At 67.9% G+C, this 16,379-nt stretch carries 20 protein-coding genes; 7 read left to right on the forward strand and 13 right to left on the reverse strand.

What is annotated here, in order from left to right; genetic code table 11:
• Positions 1-18 precede the first annotated feature (18 nt).
• Positions 19-1,305 (reverse strand): isocitrate lyase, encoded by a 1,287-nt coding sequence (gene aceA / locus LOK44_RS12585; protein ID WP_237570292.1) that lies wholly within the window; start codon positions 1,303-1,305, stop codon positions 19-21.
• Between the two features lie 259 nt (positions 1,306-1,564).
• Positions 1,565-2,341, reverse strand: a complete 777-nt coding sequence (locus LOK44_RS12590) for an acyl-[acyl-carrier-protein] thioesterase (protein WP_237570609.1) — start codon at positions 2,339-2,341, stop codon at positions 1,565-1,567.
• A gap of 122 nt (positions 2,342-2,463) precedes the next feature.
• Here LOK44_RS12590 and ramB point away from each other — a divergent pair, with 122 nt between their 5' ends.
• Positions 2,464-3,879 carry an acetate metabolism transcriptional regulator RamB gene (gene ramB / locus LOK44_RS12595; protein ID WP_237570293.1) on the forward strand — a complete coding sequence of 472 codons (1,416 nt, stop codon included), beginning with the start codon at positions 2,464-2,466 and terminating at the stop codon, positions 3,877-3,879.
• A gap of 10 nt (positions 3,880-3,889) precedes the next feature.
• A complete protein-coding gene (locus LOK44_RS12600) occupies positions 3,890-4,456 on the forward strand; it encodes a carboxymuconolactone decarboxylase family protein (protein ID WP_163919289.1) in 567 nt (188 codons plus the stop codon).
• An 11-nt stretch (positions 4,457-4,467) separates the two neighbouring features.
• Here LOK44_RS12600 and LOK44_RS12605 read toward each other — a convergent pair whose 3' ends face one another.
• From LOK44_RS12605 to LOK44_RS12625, 5 genes are read right to left on the reverse strand one after another with little or no spacing between them, the layout of a single operon-like run.
• A complete protein-coding gene (locus LOK44_RS12605) occupies positions 4,468-4,737 on the reverse strand; it encodes a hypothetical protein (protein WP_237570294.1) in 270 nt (89 codons plus the stop codon).
• Between the two features lie 4 nt (positions 4,738-4,741).
• Positions 4,742-6,136, reverse strand: a complete 1,395-nt coding sequence (gene lpdA / locus LOK44_RS12610) for a dihydrolipoyl dehydrogenase (RefSeq protein WP_237570295.1) — start codon at positions 6,134-6,136, stop codon at positions 4,742-4,744.
• 45 nt (positions 6,137-6,181) lie between these two features.
• Entirely contained in the window at positions 6,182-6,622 is a 441-nt protein-coding gene (locus LOK44_RS12615) for a hypothetical protein (protein WP_237570296.1), read from the reverse strand.
• A complete protein-coding gene (locus tag LOK44_RS12620; RefSeq protein WP_237570297.1) occupies positions 6,615-6,893 on the reverse strand; it encodes a putative holin in 279 nt (92 codons plus the stop codon). Before LOK44_RS12620 ends, LOK44_RS12615 begins: the two co-directional genes overlap by 8 nt.
• A 28-nt stretch (positions 6,894-6,921) precedes the next feature.
• Positions 6,922-7,425, reverse strand: a complete 504-nt coding sequence (locus LOK44_RS12625) for a DUF779 domain-containing protein (protein WP_237570298.1) — start codon at positions 7,423-7,425, stop codon at positions 6,922-6,924.
• Between the two features lie 36 nt (positions 7,426-7,461).
• Between LOK44_RS12625 and LOK44_RS12630 the strand changes: the two genes are divergently transcribed.
• The 4 genes from LOK44_RS12630 to LOK44_RS12645 all read left to right on the forward strand — a co-directional run bounded on the left by LOK44_RS12630 (position 7,462) and on the right by LOK44_RS12645 (position 10,919).
• Positions 7,462-9,480 carry a prolyl oligopeptidase family serine peptidase gene (locus LOK44_RS12630; RefSeq protein WP_237570299.1) on the forward strand — a complete coding sequence of 673 codons (2,019 nt, stop codon included), beginning with the start codon at positions 7,462-7,464 and terminating at the stop codon, positions 9,478-9,480.
• Positions 9,481-9,543: 63 nt separating this feature from the next.
• Entirely contained in the window at positions 9,544-10,026 is a 483-nt protein-coding gene (locus LOK44_RS12635) for a YkgB family protein (protein WP_237570300.1), read from the forward strand.
• A 32-nt stretch (positions 10,027-10,058) separates the two neighbouring features.
• Entirely contained in the window at positions 10,059-10,694 is a 636-nt protein-coding gene (locus LOK44_RS12640) for an RNA polymerase sigma factor (RefSeq protein ID WP_237570301.1), read from the forward strand.
• On the forward strand, positions 10,695-10,919 hold the full coding sequence (locus tag LOK44_RS12645) for an anti-sigma factor family protein (RefSeq protein WP_237570302.1): 225 nt from the start codon (positions 10,695-10,697) through the stop codon (positions 10,917-10,919).
• 6 nt (positions 10,920-10,925) lie between these two features.
• Here the strand turns inward: LOK44_RS12645 and LOK44_RS12650 are convergent, their stop codons facing one another.
• The 5 genes from LOK44_RS12650 to LOK44_RS12670 form a co-directional block, all read right to left on the reverse strand.
• A complete protein-coding gene (locus tag LOK44_RS12650; RefSeq protein WP_237570303.1) occupies positions 10,926-11,798 on the reverse strand; it encodes a hypothetical protein in 873 nt (290 codons plus the stop codon).
• Between the two features lie 61 nt (positions 11,799-11,859).
• On the reverse strand, positions 11,860-12,723 hold the full coding sequence (gene ppk2 / locus LOK44_RS12655) for a polyphosphate kinase 2 (RefSeq protein ID WP_237570304.1): 864 nt from the start codon (positions 12,721-12,723) through the stop codon (positions 11,860-11,862).
• Between the two features lie 75 nt (positions 12,724-12,798).
• Complete coding sequence (locus LOK44_RS12660) at positions 12,799-14,328, reverse strand: aldehyde dehydrogenase family protein (RefSeq protein WP_237570305.1); 1,530 nt, start codon at positions 14,326-14,328, stop codon at positions 12,799-12,801.
• Positions 14,329-14,337: 9 nt separating this feature from the next.
• On the reverse strand, positions 14,338-14,925 hold the full coding sequence (locus LOK44_RS12665; protein ID WP_237570306.1) for a phosphatase PAP2 family protein: 588 nt from the start codon (positions 14,923-14,925) through the stop codon (positions 14,338-14,340).
• Positions 14,926-15,468 (reverse strand): mycothiol transferase, encoded by a 543-nt coding sequence (locus tag LOK44_RS12670; RefSeq protein WP_237570307.1) that lies wholly within the window; start codon positions 15,466-15,468, stop codon positions 14,926-14,928. It lies immediately after the preceding gene.
• Between the two features lie 30 nt (positions 15,469-15,498).
• Here LOK44_RS12670 and LOK44_RS12675 point away from each other — a divergent pair, with 30 nt between their 5' ends.
• Positions 15,499-15,945 (forward strand): hypothetical protein, encoded by a 447-nt coding sequence (locus tag LOK44_RS12675; protein ID WP_237570308.1) that lies wholly within the window; start codon positions 15,499-15,501, stop codon positions 15,943-15,945.
• On the opposite strand, the gene LOK44_RS12680 is transcribed toward LOK44_RS12675, so the two are convergent.
• Positions 15,942-16,352, reverse strand: a complete 411-nt coding sequence (locus LOK44_RS12680; RefSeq protein ID WP_237570309.1) for a VOC family protein — start codon at positions 16,350-16,352, stop codon at positions 15,942-15,944. The two genes, LOK44_RS12675 and LOK44_RS12680, sit on opposite strands and share 4 nt — an antisense overlap.
• Positions 16,353-16,379 lie beyond the last annotated feature (27 nt).

Below are 16,379 nucleotides of genomic sequence, written 5' to 3' on the forward strand. Positions count from 1 at the left end.
GCTGAGCGGATCAGGGACTTAGTGGAACTGGCCCTCTTCGGTCGAGCCCGCGAGTGCGGTGGTCGACGAGGTGGGATCCACGGTGGTGGCGATCCGGTCGAAGTAGCCGGCGCCGACCTCGCGCTGGTGCTTCGTCGCGGTGTAGCCGCGCTCCTCGGCGGCGAACTCGCGCTCCTGCAGCTCGACGTAGGCGCTCATCTGGTTGCGGGCGTAGCCGTGGGCCAGATCGAACATCGAGTAGTTGAGGGCGTGGAAGCCGGCGAGGGTGATGAACTGGAACTTGAAGCCCATGGCGCCCAGCTCGTTCTGGAACTTCGCGATGGTCGAGTCGTCCAGGTGCTGCTTCCAGTTGAACGACGGGGAGCAGTTGTAGGCCAGCATCTGGTCGGGGAACTCGCTCTTGACGCCCTCGGCGAACTTCTTGGCCAGCTCGAGGTCAGGGGTGCCGGTCTCCATCCAGATGAGGTCGGAGTACGGCGCGTAGGCCTTGGCGCGGGCGATGCAGGGCTCCAGGCCGTTCTTGACGTGGTAGAAGCCTTCCTTGGTCCGCTCACCGGTGATGAACGGCTGGTCGCGCTCGTCGACGTCGGAGGTGATCAGCGTCGCGGCCTCGGCGTCGGTACGGGCGATGACGACCGTGGGCACGTCGGCGACGTCGGCCGCGAGACGGGCCGAGGTCAGGGTGCGGATGTGCTGCTGGGTGGGGATGAGCACCTTGCCACCGAGGTGGCCGCACTTCTTCTCCGAGGCCAGCTGGTCCTCCCAGTGCGAACCGGCGACACCGGCGGCGATCATGGCCTTCTGCAGCTCGTAGACGTTCAGCGCGCCACCGAAGCCGGCCTCGCCGTCGGCGACGATCGGGGCCAGCCAGTTCTCGACGGACCGGTCACCCTCGACCTTGGCGATCTGGTCGGCGCGCAGCAGTGCATTGTTGATGCGGCGGATCACCTGAGGCACCGAGTTGGCCGGGTAGAGGCTCTGGTCGGGGTAGGTGTGGCCGGACAGGTTCGCGTCACCGGCGACCTGCCAACCCGACAGGTAGATGGCCTTGAGGCCGGCGCGGACCTGCTGCACGGCCTGGTTGCCGGTCAGGGCGCCAAGCGAGTTGACGTAGTCCATGCTGTGGAGCTGCTCCCACAGCACCTCGGAGCCACGGCGGGCGAGCGTGCTCTCCTCGACGACGTGTCCCTGCAGGGCGACGACGTCCTCGGCGCTGTAGGTGCGCTCGATGCCCTTCCAGCGGGGGTTGGTGTTCCAGTCGTGCTGGATCTGCTCGGGGCTCTTCGGCGTGCCGACGGTGGACATGATGCTCCTTCGATTACTTCATTTGCGATGTCGTCGCGGTGCATTTTGTTAACACCGCAGCGATTCAAGTCGAGTGCTACATCGACCATGACACAGGGCATAACCGCAGGTCCACCAGTTTCGCTTGCCAATTTTCGCCAAGCAGATCCGACAACTTGCGAAGTTTGCGAAGGTCGCACCGGCCTGAACCGGTTCAGAAGTTACCGCTGGGTAACGCCTTTTCGCAGGTCAGTACGCTCGTACTGTTAGAACCGCGGGGTCACAGCGCGAAGATGCAGGCGACCGCTTTCGTCACGTCGCCGACGGCATATGTGAGCGTCGTAACAGTCCGGTCGGTCAGCTCTTCGCCGAACTGGTCGGTCGATCCGGCGGGATGGACGTGGCGGACGATGTCCAGCTCGTCACCGAGGGCGACCGGGAGATCGTGCTCGATGGTGACGCGCACCGGGCCTGCCATCAGCTCGGGCTGCTCGTGCAGGTAGTCCTCGACGACGCTCCAGTACACGGAGTTGTTCATGTGGTCGAAGATGTCGATGTCGCTCACCCGCACCGGGTACCGGCGCGCGTGTTCGGCGTCCTCGCGGTCACCCGGCTTGAGGTAGGCCTTCCAGCGCAGCCTGTTCACCGGCGTCGTGCGCTGCAGCCCGGCGATGAAGTCGTCGCTGATGCGTGCCGGCCCCTGGGTCTCGCGGTTGATGTTGATCCAGAACGCCTCGGACTCCATCAGCCCGCCCTTGCGCCCGTCGATGCGGACCCGCATCTCGCACCACCGGTTCGACGTGCCCGAGCACCAGCGCCGCAGCCGCAGCATGTCCTTGAACTCGATGGGCCTGATCAGGTCGATCATCGTGCGGCGGACGATCCACAGCGGATGGGTCTCCTCGAAGCCCATCTCCCGCAGCTGATCCGAGCCGATGTCCTGGATGTGCCGGGTAGCGGCGTCGAACTTGAGCCTGCCCTCGCGGTTGACGTCGGCGACGCGCAGCGGCCACTCGACGTCGAAGACGTCCGGGTGCGGATCGGGCACGGGCATCATGGCCTTCAGCAGGCCCTTCGAGGCGCCTGCACCACTGGTGTTCACGGGCTTCGATACTGCCACAGTGCCGCGTCTGCCAAGACTGCAAAGGCACCCTTCGCAGAGTTGACTACGCTGGTCTGGTGGCCAAGACCTTCGTCGGATCACGGGTGCGTCAGCTCCGCAGCGAGCGCGGCTTCAGCCAGGCCGCGCTGGCGCAGATGCTCGAGATCTCGCCGAGCTACCTCAACCAGATCGAGCACGACGTCCGTCCCCTGACCGTCTCGGTATTGCTGCGCATCACCGAGGTGTTCGGCGTCGACGCCACGTTCTTCGCCTCGCAGGACGACACCCGGCTGGTCGCCGAACTGCGCGAGGTGTCCCTCGACGTCGACCTCGGCATCGAGGTGGACCAGACCGAACTGGCCGACATCGTCAACTCCCACCCCACGCTGGCCCGCGCCATGGTCAACCTGCACCAGCGCTACCGACTGACCGCCACGCAACTGGCGGCGGCCACCGAGGACCGATTCTCCGACGGCAGCGGCACGGGGTCGATCACAATGCCGCACGAAGAGGTGCGCGACTTCTTCTACCAGCGGCAGAACTACCTCGACGAACTCGACACGGCCGCCGAGGATTTGACGATCCGGATGCGGATGCACCGCGCCGAGCTGGCCCGCGAACTGTCCGACCGGCTACGTGCCGTGCACGACGTCCGCATCGTGCGGCGCAACGACCTCGGGGACACCGTGCTGCACCGGTTCGACCCCGAGACCAAGACGCTGGAGATCGGCGGGCACCTCTCCTCGGGCCAGGTGGTGTTCAAGCTCGCCGCCGAGCTGGCCTACCTCGAGTTCGGCCACCTGATCGACGCGCGGGTCGACGAGGGCAACTTCACCAGCGACGAGTCCCGCACCCTGGCACGGCTGGGCCTGGCCAACTACTTCGCCGCCGCGACGGTGCTGCCCTACCGCCAATTCCACGACGTCGCCGAGAACTTCCGCTACGACGTCGAGCGGCTCTCGGCGTTCTACTCGGTCAGCTACGAGACCATCGCGCACCGGTTGTCCACGCTGCAGCGCCCGTCGATGCGCGGCGTCCCGCTGTCGTTCGTCCGCGTCGACCGGGCGGGAAACATGTCGAAACGGCAGTCCGCCACCGGTTTTCACTTCTCGTCGGCCGGTGGCACCTGCCCGCTGTGGAACGTCTACGAGACATTCGCCAACCCGGGCAAGATCCTGGTGCAGATCGCTCAGATGCCCGACGGCAGGCACTACATGTGGGTGGCCCGCACCGTCGAGCGCCGCGCAGCGCGGTACGGCCAGCCCGGCAAGACATTCGCCATCGGCCTGGGGTGCGAGCTGCGACATGCGCACCGGCTGATCTACTCCGAGGGGCTCGACCTCTCCAGCGAGGTCGGGACGCCGATCGGCGCCGGCTGCCGGGTGTGCGAACGGGACAACTGCCCGCAACGCGCCTTCCCCGCCCTCGGCCGCGCGCTGGACCTCGACGAGCACCGCAGCACCGTCTCGCCGTACCTGGTCAAGCATCCCTAGACTCGGGAGCGTGAGCGCACCCGATCGGACCCCCGAAGCCGCCCCCGCCCGCGTCCAACCCGGAGGGTTCCGCGAACTCGGCCCCCTCAACTGGGTGATCGCCAAGCTCGGCGCCAGGGCCATCCGCGCGCCGCGTTTCGCGCTGTTCAACGTCCTCGGGCAGCACCACCTGCTGTTTCTGCTGTGGCTGCCCTACTCCGGGGCGCTGCTCGGCATGGGCAAGCTGCCGAAGCAGGAGGCCGAACTGGTGATCCTGCGCGTCGGGCACCTGCGCAACTGCGAGTACGAACTGCAGCAGCACCGTCGGCTGGCCCGCAGCCGCGGGGTGGACACCGAGATGCAGGCACGCATCTTCGAGGGCCCGGACGCCGAAGGGCTGACCGACCGGCAACGCGTGCTCATCACCGCGACCGACGAGTTCGTGATCACCCGCTCCATGTCCACCGAGACGTGGACCGCGCTGTCGAGCTACCTGAGCAAGAAGCAGCTCATCGAATTCTGCATGCTGGCAGCCAATTACGACGGGCTGGCCGCGACGATGGCGACGCTGCGCATCCCGCTGGACTTCCCGGACTAGGCCCCGGGATCTTAGAGGTACGTCACGCCCAGCACGATGACCGTGAACAGCACCGGCGCCATCGGCAGGCACCACAGGAACCACGCCTTGGCGTAGGACTTCCGGTCCCGGAAGCGCTTGCCGAGCAGGACCGCGACGACGGCGACGAGCACCGTCGCTGCCGCAACCACCAGCACCCAGGTACTGACCGACGTCGTCCCAATCGCCAGCGAGATGGCCACCAGCCACAGCGCATGGCCGATGATCAGCCCGCCGATCCCGGCGACTACGACGGATCTCAACGGGTCAGAAGTTGATCATGTGGCCGGCCAGGCCGTGGAAGCACTCCTGCAACGCCTCCGACAGCGTCGGGTGGGTGTGCACGTTGCGGGCCAGTTCGTTGACCGTGAGGTCCCACTTCTGTGCCAGCGTCAGCTCGGGCAGCAGCTCGGACACGTCGTGACCGATCAGGTGTCCACCGAGCAGTTCGCCGTACTTCGCGTCGGCGATCACCTTGACGAAGCCGCCCGGCTCGCCGAGGCCGTGCGCCTTGCCGTTGGCCGTCAGCGGGAACTTCGCCACCTTGACGTCGTAGCCCTCGTCGCGTGCCTGCTGCTCGGTGAGGCCGAAGCTGGCGACCTGCGGCTGGCAGAACGTGGCGCGCGGCATCATCCGGTAGTCGCCAAGCGGCAGCGTCTCGGCACCGGCGATGGTTTCGGCGGCGACGACGCCCATCGCCTCCGCGACGTGAGCGAGCTGCAGCTTGCCGGTGACGTCGCCGATGGCATAGATGTGCGGCTTGTTGGTGCGCATGTAGTCGTCGATGGCGATCCCGCCGCGGTCGTTCAGCTCGACGCCCGCCTTCTTCAGGTCGTAGCCATCGACGTTCGGCACGAAGCCGATGGCCTGCATGACCTTGTCGGGCTTGAGTTCGTCGGTCTTGCCGTCCTTGCTGATCTTCACGGTGACCTTGTCGCCGTCGTCGGTGATCGACTCGACCTTGGTGCCGGTGAGGATCTTCACGCCGAGCTTCTTGAAGGCCTTCTCAATTTCCTTGGAGACCTCGGCGTCCTCGTTGGGCAGCGCGCGCGGCAGGAATTCGACGATGGTCACGTCGACGCCGTAGTTCTTCATCACGTAGCCGAACTCCATGCCGATGGCGCCGGCACCGGCGATCACGATCGACCCGGGCAGGTCGCGCTCCATGATCTGCTCTTCGTAGGTGATGACGTTCTTGCTCATCGACGTGCCGGGCACCAGCTTGGTGTGGGCGCCGGTCGAGATGATGGCGTTGTCGAACGTCAGCGTCTCGGTGCCGCCGTCGTTGAGGTCGACCTCGATGGTCTTGTCGTCGGTGAACCTGCCGTAGCCGTGGACCTCGGTGATCTTGTTCTTCTTCATCAGGAAGTGCACGCCCGCGACGCGGCCCTCGGCGACCTTGCGGCTGCGGTCGAACGCCGAGCCGTAGTCGAACGACACGTCGCCGTTGATGCCGAACTGCTTGGCTTCCTTGGTGAAGATGTGCGCCAGTTCGGCGTTGCGCAGCAGCGCCTTGCTGGGGATGCAACCCACGTTCAGGCAGACGCCGCCCCAGTACTTGGGTTCGACGATGGCGGTGTTCAGCCCGAGCTGGGCGGCGCGAATGGCTGCCACGTATCCGCCGGGGCCAGCTCCGAGTACGACGACGTCATAGTGAGTCACGGTCCCAGCCTAATGGTGTCGGCCGCCGGACCGTCGGCCGATCCGCTACTGGCCGAACCAGCCGTAGACGTAGGAACCGTAGAGCAGCCCGGCTCCCGCGGTGGCCGCCAGCGGCGCCGACATCAGGGCGATCGAGAGTGCCGTGGCCAACGGCTTGCCGGGGACCATGGCGAGCAGCATGGCCGCCACCGAGCACACGACGAGGTAGACCAGCACCACGAACACCGGACCGGTCTTGTCGAGCGACGCGAACCACCACTCGTAGAGCGCCATGCCCGCGACGCCCGCCACGATCCAGACCCCCGCGAGCACCAGGCCGAGGACCCAGCGCTTGAGGGACGCGTGAGTACCGGGCACCTGCTCGGGCGGCGCGAAGATCGGGATCGGACCGGACGCGCCACTTGGCGGCTCGGCGGTGGCGACCTGGTGAGCCCCGGTGTCGAACAGCGGCGCCCAGTTCGACGTGGGCTCACCGGAGTCAGCCAAGGGACACCGCCTGCATCGCGACGAGGACGCCCAACCACCCCGGCGCGACGGACAGGACGAACACGCCGAACGTGGTGATCCAGCGCCGGCCGGAGCACAGCACCAGCAGGAGTCCGATCGTGCTGGGGACGGCCACGACGAGGCCGATGACGACGTCCGGCCGCACGGGTGCCCTGACGATCATGGTTGCCGCGATCCCGGCCATGAATCCGATCGCGACGCCGATGAGCATCGCACTGGTCAGCCACCACGCCCGCGGAAGCGGAATCACCCCTCCACGGTAAGACTCCGGTGCGCTGCTAGCCCTGAACCTGGGCGGCGCGTCCCGCGGGTATCGCGCATGCGTCGGCCGCCTCGGCCACCACGTGCGACCCACCCCGCGGCGGACGTGCGCCTGCCTCGAACCGTGCGCCGGTGATCGGTGGGTCTTGCGAGAGTTGGGCGTTCTCCTCCTCGGTGAACGCCCGCCCGCGCGACAGGAACCGCATGCCCTCGGGCGACTCGACACTGAACCCGCCGCCGCGACCGGGGACGACGTCGATGACGAGTTGCGTGTGCTTCCACGTCTCGAACTGCGACCCGGAGATCCACACCGGCACACCGTCGCCGTCGCCGACGTCGAGGATCGCCAGCAGCACGTCGCGGTCACCGACGATGAAGTCGCCGTCCGGGTAGCACATTGGCGACGAGCCGTCGCAGCAGCCGCCGGACTGGTGGAACATCAGCGCCCCGTGCCGGTCCTGCAGCCGACGCAGCAGGTCGGCGGCGGCCTCGGTGATCAATGCTCGGCTGGGGACGCCCATCAGCTCAGCCTACGCGCGGCAGACACAATGGGACCCGTGGAATCACGCGCAGCAGACGACCCATACCTCTGGCTCGAAGACGTCACCGGCGACGAGGCGCTGGCGTGGGTCACCGCCCACAACGAGCCGACGCTGGCCGACCTCTGCGACGACCGGTTCGACCGGATGCGCGCCGAGGCGCTCGAGGTGCTCGACACCGATGCGCGCATTCCGTACGTCCGGCGGCGCGGGGAGCACCTGTACAACTTCTGGCGCGACGCGACCAACCCGCGCGGCCTGTGGCGGCGCACGACGCTGGAGAGCTACCGCACGGACGACCCCGCCTGGGACGTCGTGATCGACGTCGACGCGCTGGCCGAGGCCGACGGCGAGAACTGGGTGTGGGCCGGCGCCGACGTCATCGAACCGGACCTGTCACTCGCCCTGGTCAGCCTGTCCCGCGGCGGCTCGGATGCCACCGTCGTGCGCGAATTCGACATGCGCACGCGGACTTTCGTCGAGGGCGGTTTCGAGCTGCCGGAGGCCAAGACCGACATCGGCTGGGAGGGAACGGATGCCGTCATAGTCGGCACCGACTTCGGGCCGGGCTCGCTGACCGACTCCGGTTATCCACGCGTCACCAAGCGCTGGCGACGCGGCGAGCCGCTGTCGGCCGCCGAGACGTTGTTCGAGGGCGAGGTGACCGACGTCAGCGTCGGCGCAGGCTACGACCCCACACCGGGATTCGAACGTCTCCTTGTGTCACGGTCGTTCGACTTCTTCAACCGCAAGCGCTACGAGTTGCGCGGCGGCGAGTTGCTCGAGATCGAGGTACCCACCGATGCGGGAACGTCCATCCACCGCGAGTGGCTGCTGATCCGGCCGCGCAGCGACTGGACGGTCGGCGGCACGACGTATGCGGCAGGCACTCTGCTGGCGACAGAGTACGAGCAGTTCCTCACCGGCACAGTCGATCTCGCCGTGGTGTTCGAACCCGACGAGCACACCAGCCTGGAGAGCTATGCCTGGACGCGCGACCGGCTGATCCTGGTCACCCTGGCCGACGTGGCCAGCCGCATCGAGGTCGTCACGCCGGGAACCTGGCAGCGCGAACCAGTGTCGGGCATACCGCCCAACACCAACACCGTGGTGGTCGACGCCGACGAGTACGGCGACGAGATCCTGCTCGACTCGAGCGGCTTCGACACGCCCTCGCGGCTGCTGTGGGGCCGGGCCGGCGGGGAGCTGACCGAGATCAAGAGTGCCCCTGCGTTCTTCGACGCCTCCGACATCGAGGTCGAGCAGCACTTCGTCGCATCGGCCGACGGCACCATGATCCCCTACTTCGTGGTCGGGCACCGCGACGCGGACGGTCCGGGGAAGACGCTGCTGGGCGGCTACGGCGGATTCGAGAACTCGAACACCCCCGGTTACGCAGGCGTTCTCGGCCGGCTGTGGCTGTCGCGCGGCGGCACCTACGTGCTGGCCAACATCCGCGGCGGCGGCGAATACGGGCCACGCTGGCACACCCAGGCGATGCGGGAGGGCAGGCATCTGGTCCACGAGGACTTCGCCGCGGTGGCAGCCGATCTGGTGGTGCGCGGCATCACCACCGTCGATCAGTTGGCCGCTCAGGGCGGCAGCAACGGCGGTCTGCTGATGGGCATCATGCTCACCAAGTACCCCGAGCTGTTCGGCGCCCTGGTGTGCAGTGTCCCGCTGCTCGACATGAAGCGCTACCACCTGCTGCTGGCCGGGGCGTCCTGGATGGCGGAGTACGGCGACCCCGACGACCCGGACGACTGGGCCTTCATCTCGGAATACTCTCCGTACCAGAACATCTCGGCCGAGCGCACCTATCCCCCGCTGTTGATGACGACGTCGACGCGTGACGACCGGGTCCATCCGGGCCACGCTCGCAAGATGACGGCGGCGCTCGAGGCCGCGGGACACCCGGTCCGGTACTACGAGAACGTGGAGGGCGGGCACGCCGGTGCGGCCGACAACGCGCAGACGGCGTTCCGGTCGGCACTGATCTACGAGTTCCTGCACCGCACGCTCGATCCCACCGTGTAACGGTTGGCCGGTGGCGACGCACTCCCATTCGTAGGCACGGACCAACGAGCACGAGGAGCAGCCATGACCACCATCCGCGACCACATAACCACCGGTATCGAGCCGAACTCTCCAGTCGCGCGTCTTGGCGCAGGCCTGGCCCGGTACGGACTCGTCGTCGTCATCGCGTGGATCGGACTGCTGAAGTTCACCGAATACGAAGCGCGCGGCATCGAACCGCTGGTGGCGAACAGCCCACTGATGAGCTGGGTCTACGACGTGTTCTCGGTGACGGCGTTCTCGTCGCTGCTGGGCGTGCTGGAACTCGCGACGGCCGCCTTGATCGCGCTGGCGCCGTGGTGGCCGCGGGTGTCCGCAATCGGCAGCGCCATCGCCGTCGGCTTGTTCGTCGCGACGCTGAGCTTCCTATTCACGACCCCAGGCGTCTTCGAGGCCTCGGCCGGTGGCTTCCCGGTGTTGTCCTCGACGGGGCAGTTCCTGATCAAGGACGTCGCGCTGATCGGGATTGCGGCATGGACGCTGGTGGATGCGCTGAGACGGGCCTGAGCGGCAATCGGTCCGGATACGATCAGCCGGCCATGCCCCGATCGGGTGACGACGAAGCAGCCCTCATCGCCTCGCTACGCAACGGCGACGAGGCTGCCTTCGCGTGTCTGGTGGATCTGCACACGCCCGCGATGTTGCGCGTCGCCCGCGGCTACGTGCGCAGCCACGACGTGGCCGAGGACGTCGTGCAGGAGACGTGGATCGCGCTGCTCAAGGGCATCGACGGGTTCGAGGGCCGCTCCTCGCTGCGCACCTGGCTGTTCACCGTCCTGATCAACGTCGCCAAGGCGCGCGGCGTCCGGGATCAACGCGACTCGGACCTGGCCGTCAAGGCGTTCACCGACGGCACCGTCGACCCCGCCCGCTTCCGGGCGGCCGGCGAGGAGTGGCAGGGCCACTGGCGTGACGACGCCGCGCCCACGCCGTTCCCGGAGACGCCGGAGGGGTCGGTGCTCGGCGACGAGCTGGTGGCGGTGGCCCGCCGGGAACTGGACAAGCTGCCGGAGCGCCAGCGCATCGTCGTCACGATGCGCGACATGCTCGGCATGGACTCGGCCGAAGTCCGCGACCTGCTCGACGTCAGCATCGCCAATCAACGGGTACTCCTGCACCGCGGTCGCGCGGCGGTCCGGCAGGGCCTCGAAGACTATCTGAGGGACGTGAGTTGAATGGACTGCAACCAATTCGTCGAACTCGTCACCGCATATCTCGACGGGTCACTCGACGTCGAGACGCGGTCGCGGTTCGACACGCACGTGCTGGAATGCGACGGCTGCGACAACTACCTGCAGCAGTTCCGGACGACGGTCTCCACGCTGGGCAAGGTGGACGACTCGGACCTGAACCCTGCCTTCCGCGATCGGCTGATGAACGCGTTCAGGGATCGGGGCTGACGGCCCCTACCGGACCGGCTCGCTCACGGTCCGCTTGCGCATCCCGCCGAACATCGCGACGAACACGCCGAGCAGCACGAGCGCGGCGCCCGCCGCGAGCGTGAGGTTGAGCCACTGGTGCAGGCTGCCGACGGCATGGCCGAACATCGTCTCGGCGAGCGCACGGACGTCGCCCTGGGTCTTGGCGAGCGCATCGTCGACGTACGTCCGGCCCACCTCGATCCCGGCCCACCCCGCCGCCCCGACGACGAGTGCGGAGACGCCGAGCGCGCCGATCGCCTTGCCGCGAGATCGCGCCGCCGCCAGCGTCAGCAGCGCGAACACCGCCGTCAGCACCGCGGCTCCGACGCTCACGAACGGACCCCACTTCGCCAACGGCCGCAACTGGCCCGGCCGCAGCCCCGAGGACTCGGGCACGGTGACGGGGACGTTGAGCGTCTCGGGCACCTCGAGGTTCAGGTTGCCGAGCGATTCCCGCAGCGAGGGGTCGGTCAACATCGGCGCGATGTCGACGAGCCAGCGGTCACCGGACTGCTGATCGCGCTGCACGGCGTCGCTGAACAGGAAGCCATGGGCGATGCGATTGGCCTGGGCGAACTGGCCGGGGAACCCCGCGTTCTGCGTGTACAGCGTGGTGACGCTGCCGACCAGGACGGGGTTGAGGTCGCCGTAGCCCTCGTCGGCGGCGAACGACACGATCTCGGTGGTCAACAGTGACGCCATCGCCTGCTGGAGCTGAGGGTCCCGCGCTGCCGACGCGGCGAAGTCGGCGTACCCGTCCCGGTCGACGATCGTGTGCTGAGCCCAACCCGAGCCGACTGCAGTGGCCAGGGCCACCGTGGTCACCAGCCACGCCAGGAGCGTCGCGACGAAACGCACGGACGCGTCCTCCTGTCGGTCGGGACGCGGGCCGCGTCAGTTCAGTCGCGACGCGGGCCCGTCAGTCGGCCAGTGCGCGCCCCACGATGAGCGGATCGGCCTGGCCGACCACGTCGTGGTCCTTGTTGTCGTAGTCGAACTTACCGAGGACGTAGCGCATGGCGTTGATCCGGGCACGCTTCTTGTCGTTGCTCTTGACCACGGTCCACGGCGCGATCTCGGTGTCCGTCCACGCGAACATGTCTTCCTTGGCCGTCGTGTAGTCGTCCCACTTGTCGAGCGAGGCCAGGTCGGTGGGCGAGAGCTTCCACTGCCGAACGGGGTCGACCTGACGGATCGTGAACCGGGTGCGCTGCTCGGCCTGGGTGACCGAGAACCACAGTTTCGTCAGGCTGATCCCCTCGTTGACCAGCATCTGCTCGAACAGCGGTGCCTGGCGGATGAACTCGGCGTGCTGCCTTGGCGTGCAGTACCCCATCACCCGTTCGACCCCTGCGCGGTTGTACCAGGACCGGTCGAACAGCACGAGTTCGCCCGCGGCGGGCAGGTGCTTGACGTAGCGCTGGAAGTACCACTGCGTGGTCTCTCGCTCGGTGGGCTTCTCCAGCGCGACGACGCGCGCGCCGCGCGGGTTGAGGTGCTCCATGAACCGCTTGATGGTGCCGCCCTTGCCCGCGGCGTCGCGACCCTCGAACACGATGACGTGCCGGTGGCCGTGCGACTGGCTCCACTTCTGCAGCTTGAGCAGTTCGATCTGCAGCAGCCGCTTCTGCTCCTCGTAGTCCTCGCGCCGCATGCGCTCGTCGTACGGGTAGTTCTCGCGCCAGGTGTCGACGACCTCCCCGCCCGGGACGAGAAGCAGCTGCGGATCGTCGTCGTCGTCGTCGCGGACGGTGTAGCGGTCGAGGTCGATGTCCAAGCTCACCGCCCGAACGTATCGACCGCCGCCAAAGCCGCGGTGACGCCGAGGTGAACGGCAGGTGTGCCGAATCCGCGCACGCTACTTGGCGATTCGCTTGGGCCGGATGAGTGCCAGCTTGGTCATCATCGTGTTCATCCGCTTGAGCGCCTTCGGCGAGTTGTTGTAGTAGTTGCCGCCGGCTCCGACGTTGGTGCGCGGCGCGACCACCGTCTCGATGCGGCAGTACTTGCGCAGCCCTTCGGGCCCGCCGAACCGGGCGCCGATGCCCGAGGTCTTCCAGCCGCCCATCGGCGCGGTGGTGCACATCAGGTTGGAGATGACGTCGTTGACGTTGACGCCGCCGCAATCCAGTTGTAGCGCAACGTCGTTGGCACGCTCGAGGTTACGGGAGAACACCGCGGCGCTCAGCCCGTACTGACTGTCGTTGGCCAGGCGGACGGCCTCGGCGACGCTGGACACCTTCATGATCGGCAGCGTCGGACCGAAGGTCTCGTCGGTCATGCAGGCCATCGAGTGGTCGACGTCGACGAGCACGGTGGGCTCGTAGAAGCTGCCCGGGCCCGACGGGCGCTTGCCGCCGGTGAGCACCTTGGCACCCTTCGCCAGCGCGTCGGCGACGTGCTTCTCGGTGACGGCGACCTGGCCCTCGTCGATCAGCGCGCCGAAGGCGTTGCCCTCGCCTGCACCCATCTTGAGCTTGCGCACGTCGCGCACCACGGCGTCGACGAACTGCTCGTAGACCTGCTCCATGACGTACACCCGCTCGACCGAGACGCAGGTCTGGCCGGCGTTGAAGAAGGCGCCCCACACCGCGGCGTGGGCGGCCAGTTCGACGTCGGCGTCGTCGAGCACGAGCATCGGGTCCTTGCCGCCGAGTTCGAGGCTGACGGGGGTCAACCGTCGGGCGGCCCGCTCCATCACCTTGGCGCCGGTCGCGCTGGAGCCGGTGAACTGGATGAAGTCGGAGCTGTCGATGACGGCCTCGGACACCTCACGCGCGCCCTGGGCGAGTGCGAGCACCTCGGGTGCGCCGGAGTCGATCCAGCCGCGCATCAGCACCTCGGCGGTCAGCGGCGTGCGCTCGGACGGCTTGAGCAGTACCGAACAGCCTGCGGCCAGGGCGCCGATCGCGTCCATGAGCGCGTTGGCGACCGGGTAGTTCCACGGCGCGATGATCCCGACCAGCGCGCGGGGCCGGTAGTGCACGGTGATCTTCTTGATCGACAGGAACGGCAGCGCGGCCGGACGGTTCTCCGGCGCCAGTGCCTTCTCCATGGTCCTGACGTAGTACGACAGGATCATCAGCAGCATCGGCACCTCTTGCGCGGCGTCGGTGGCGGACTTGCCGGTCTCCTTGATCAGCAGCGACTCGATCTCGTCCCGGTGATCGCCGAGCCAGACCGCGTAGCGTGCGAGCACCTTGGCCCGGCCCGCGGCGCCACGGGCCTCCCATTCGCGCTGCGCCTGCCGCAGACCGGTGGCGATGCGGGCGACGTCGGCGGGGTCGGTCCAGCGGACCGTGCCTGCGACCTCGCCGGTGGCGGGGTTGAGGATGGTGGCGACGTCCTTGGAATTCGCTCCGGCGTCGACTTCAGGCGTTGCTGTCATGCGTCCATGCTAGCCAGTGCTGTGACGCACGTCGCACCCGGGTTGACACCTGTCAAGTCCGACGGCCACCGCAGCCACGCACACGACGGAGGTGGCAAGCAGCAGGGCGCCGATCGTGTCGGTGAAGTAGTGGTAGGTGAACGACTGGCCCGCGGCGGCGAGCACCGCCGCCACCGACGCCGCGACCACCGCCCACAGCCGTGCACCCGCCACGATGACCACCATGCCGAGCACGGCCACGGTCACCGTCACGTGCCCGCTCGGATAGGCCAGCGTCTCGGGATACTCGCCCTTGGTCCGCCCGAACACGCGCTTGAGCACCCGCATCAGCACCAGTGCGACGGCGGGCGTGGCCACCACCGCGACGGCCAGCCGCCACTGCCTGCGCCACAGCGCGGTGCTCAACGCAACTGCCAGGAGAACCGCGATCACGGGCGGATCGGTGAAGAACAGCAGGTACCCCAGATCGGGGTGAACCTCACCGGTGTTGGAGAACCAGTCGTCGAGTGGCGTCGAGCGCTTCCCGACCACCAGGCCAAGCAGGAACACCGCCGAGAGCCCGACCACGGGCCACCAGCGGATCGCGGGTCCGCTCATTCAGGTCGCGATGCCTCGCACGTAGGCCGCCTGCCCGAGGTGCTGCGCGCAGTCGTCGATGATGCTGACCAGCCGCGCACTCGCGGTGACGGGCGGGTCCCACTGCTCGTCGATCACGCGCTCGAGTTCCTCCGGGGTGACGCTGGCGACGAACTCCAGCGTCACGCGGTGCACGGCGTGGTAGTAGCCGGCGAGCAGGCTGGCCGGGGCCTTGACCTTGCCGACCTCCTCGGGCGTGTGGCCGTAGCCGTGTGCGTCGCGGGGAAGGTCGAGCCCGAACCGGTCCACCCAGCCCTCGCGGAGCCACACCTGCTCGACACCTGCGATGTCGCACAGCTGCGCGTCCTGCACTCGCGCGCTGTGCCACAGCAGCCACGCGATGGTGTTCGCCTCCGGCGTCGGGCGGTACAGCGCGACCTCGTCGGTCAGCCCGTCGGTGAGGTCGTCGGCATGCTCGATCAACCGGGTGAACGAGTCGCGGAGGAGTTCGCGGACCGCCCCTGAATCCGAGGGGGCGTCCGACGCGCTGGATGAGGTCGCCATGTCCGCCAAAGTTACGCCTAGGTTCTGATGATGGAATCCTTCGGCAGGTCGGCCCTCTGGCTGAGCGTCCCGCTCAACCTGCTCCTGATCGCGTGGGTGTGGCTGGGACGCGCGGCGTTCGGCGTGCCGTGGGGCTGGATGTTCCTCATCCTGCTGTTCACCGCGGTCCCGGTCCTGCTGATCCTGCTCGGCATCACGACGGTCCTGGCCTTCCGCCAACCGGGCCGGCGGTTCACGAGCCGGCAGGCCTACGCGCAGGTGGCCATCTGGGTGGCGATGGTCGTGTTCGGCGCCGCGATCGCCGACTTCGACGACTCCGGCAACACCGAATCCCTACTGAGCCACTGGTTCGGACCCGCCATGCTGCACGCCGGGCAGGCCATCGTCACGGCGGCGGTCGTCGTCGCCGCGGTGGCGTGGATCGCGCTGCTGGCGCTGCTGATCGCAGGCAGGCGCCGGGAGACCCCGGCGCCCTAACCCTTCGGCCCGCCTCCGTCGCCGTCTGTCGGCGCCGGCGCGCCTCCGTGGAACACGGCCTCGACGTTGTTCCCGTCCGGGTCCCGCACGAACGCGCCGTAGTAGTTCGGGTGGTACTCGTCGAAGATCCGCGGCTCGTGTAGCGGCTCGGCGCCGAGCGCGAGCGCGGCGTGATAGAACGCCTGCACGCTCTCGGGACTGGGCGCGGAGAACGCGAAGTGCAGGGGCGCGCCCACCGGCCGGTCGCCCGCGTCCTCGATCCAGAAGTCGGGCTTGCCCGCCGTGCCGTACCCGACGGCGGGACCCATGTCCATCTGTCGCTCGTAGTCGAGCACCCGCAGCACCGTGTCGTAGAACTCCTTGGCCTTGCCGAAGTCCGCACTGAGGATCCCGAAGTGGTCGATCACATGCCCATCCTCGCATCCCTCGACTTC

Origin of the sequence: Mycolicibacterium lacusdiani, from assembly GCF_021916785.1 — a bacterium.
Lineage (GTDB): Bacteria > Actinomycetota > Actinomycetes > Mycobacteriales > Mycobacteriaceae > Mycobacterium > Mycobacterium lacusdiani.

Excerpts from the sequence above, each read along its gene's own strand:
- aceA (WP_237570292.1), bottom strand. The coding sequence starts at position 1,305 with ATGTCCACCGTCGGCACGCCGAAGAGCCCCGAGCAGATCCAGCACGAC.
- LOK44_RS12670 (WP_237570307.1), bottom strand. The coding sequence starts at position 15,468 with ATGGCGACCTCATCCAGCGCGTCGGACGCCCCCTCGGATTCAGGGGCG.
- LOK44_RS12625 (WP_237570298.1), bottom strand. The coding sequence starts at position 7,425 with ATGGGCGTCCCCAGCCGAGCATTGATCACCGAGGCCGCCGCCGACCTG.
- LOK44_RS12675 (WP_237570308.1), top strand. The coding sequence starts at position 15,499 with ATGGAATCCTTCGGCAGGTCGGCCCTCTGGCTGAGCGTCCCGCTCAAC.
- LOK44_RS12635 (WP_237570300.1), top strand. The coding sequence starts at position 9,544 with ATGACCACCATCCGCGACCACATAACCACCGGTATCGAGCCGAACTCT.
- LOK44_RS12645 (WP_237570302.1), top strand. The coding sequence starts at position 10,695 with ATGGACTGCAACCAATTCGTCGAACTCGTCACCGCATATCTCGACGGG.
- LOK44_RS12665 (WP_237570306.1), bottom strand. The coding sequence starts at position 14,925 with ATGAGCGGACCCGCGATCCGCTGGTGGCCCGTGGTCGGGCTCTCGGCG.
- LOK44_RS12640 (WP_237570301.1), top strand. The coding sequence starts at position 10,059 with ATGCCCCGATCGGGTGACGACGAAGCAGCCCTCATCGCCTCGCTACGC.
- LOK44_RS12660 (WP_237570305.1), bottom strand. The coding sequence starts at position 14,328 with ATGACAGCAACGCCTGAAGTCGACGCCGGAGCGAATTCCAAGGACGTC.
- LOK44_RS12590 (WP_237570609.1), bottom strand. The coding sequence starts at position 2,341 with ATGATGCCCGTGCCCGATCCGCACCCGGACGTCTTCGACGTCGAGTGG.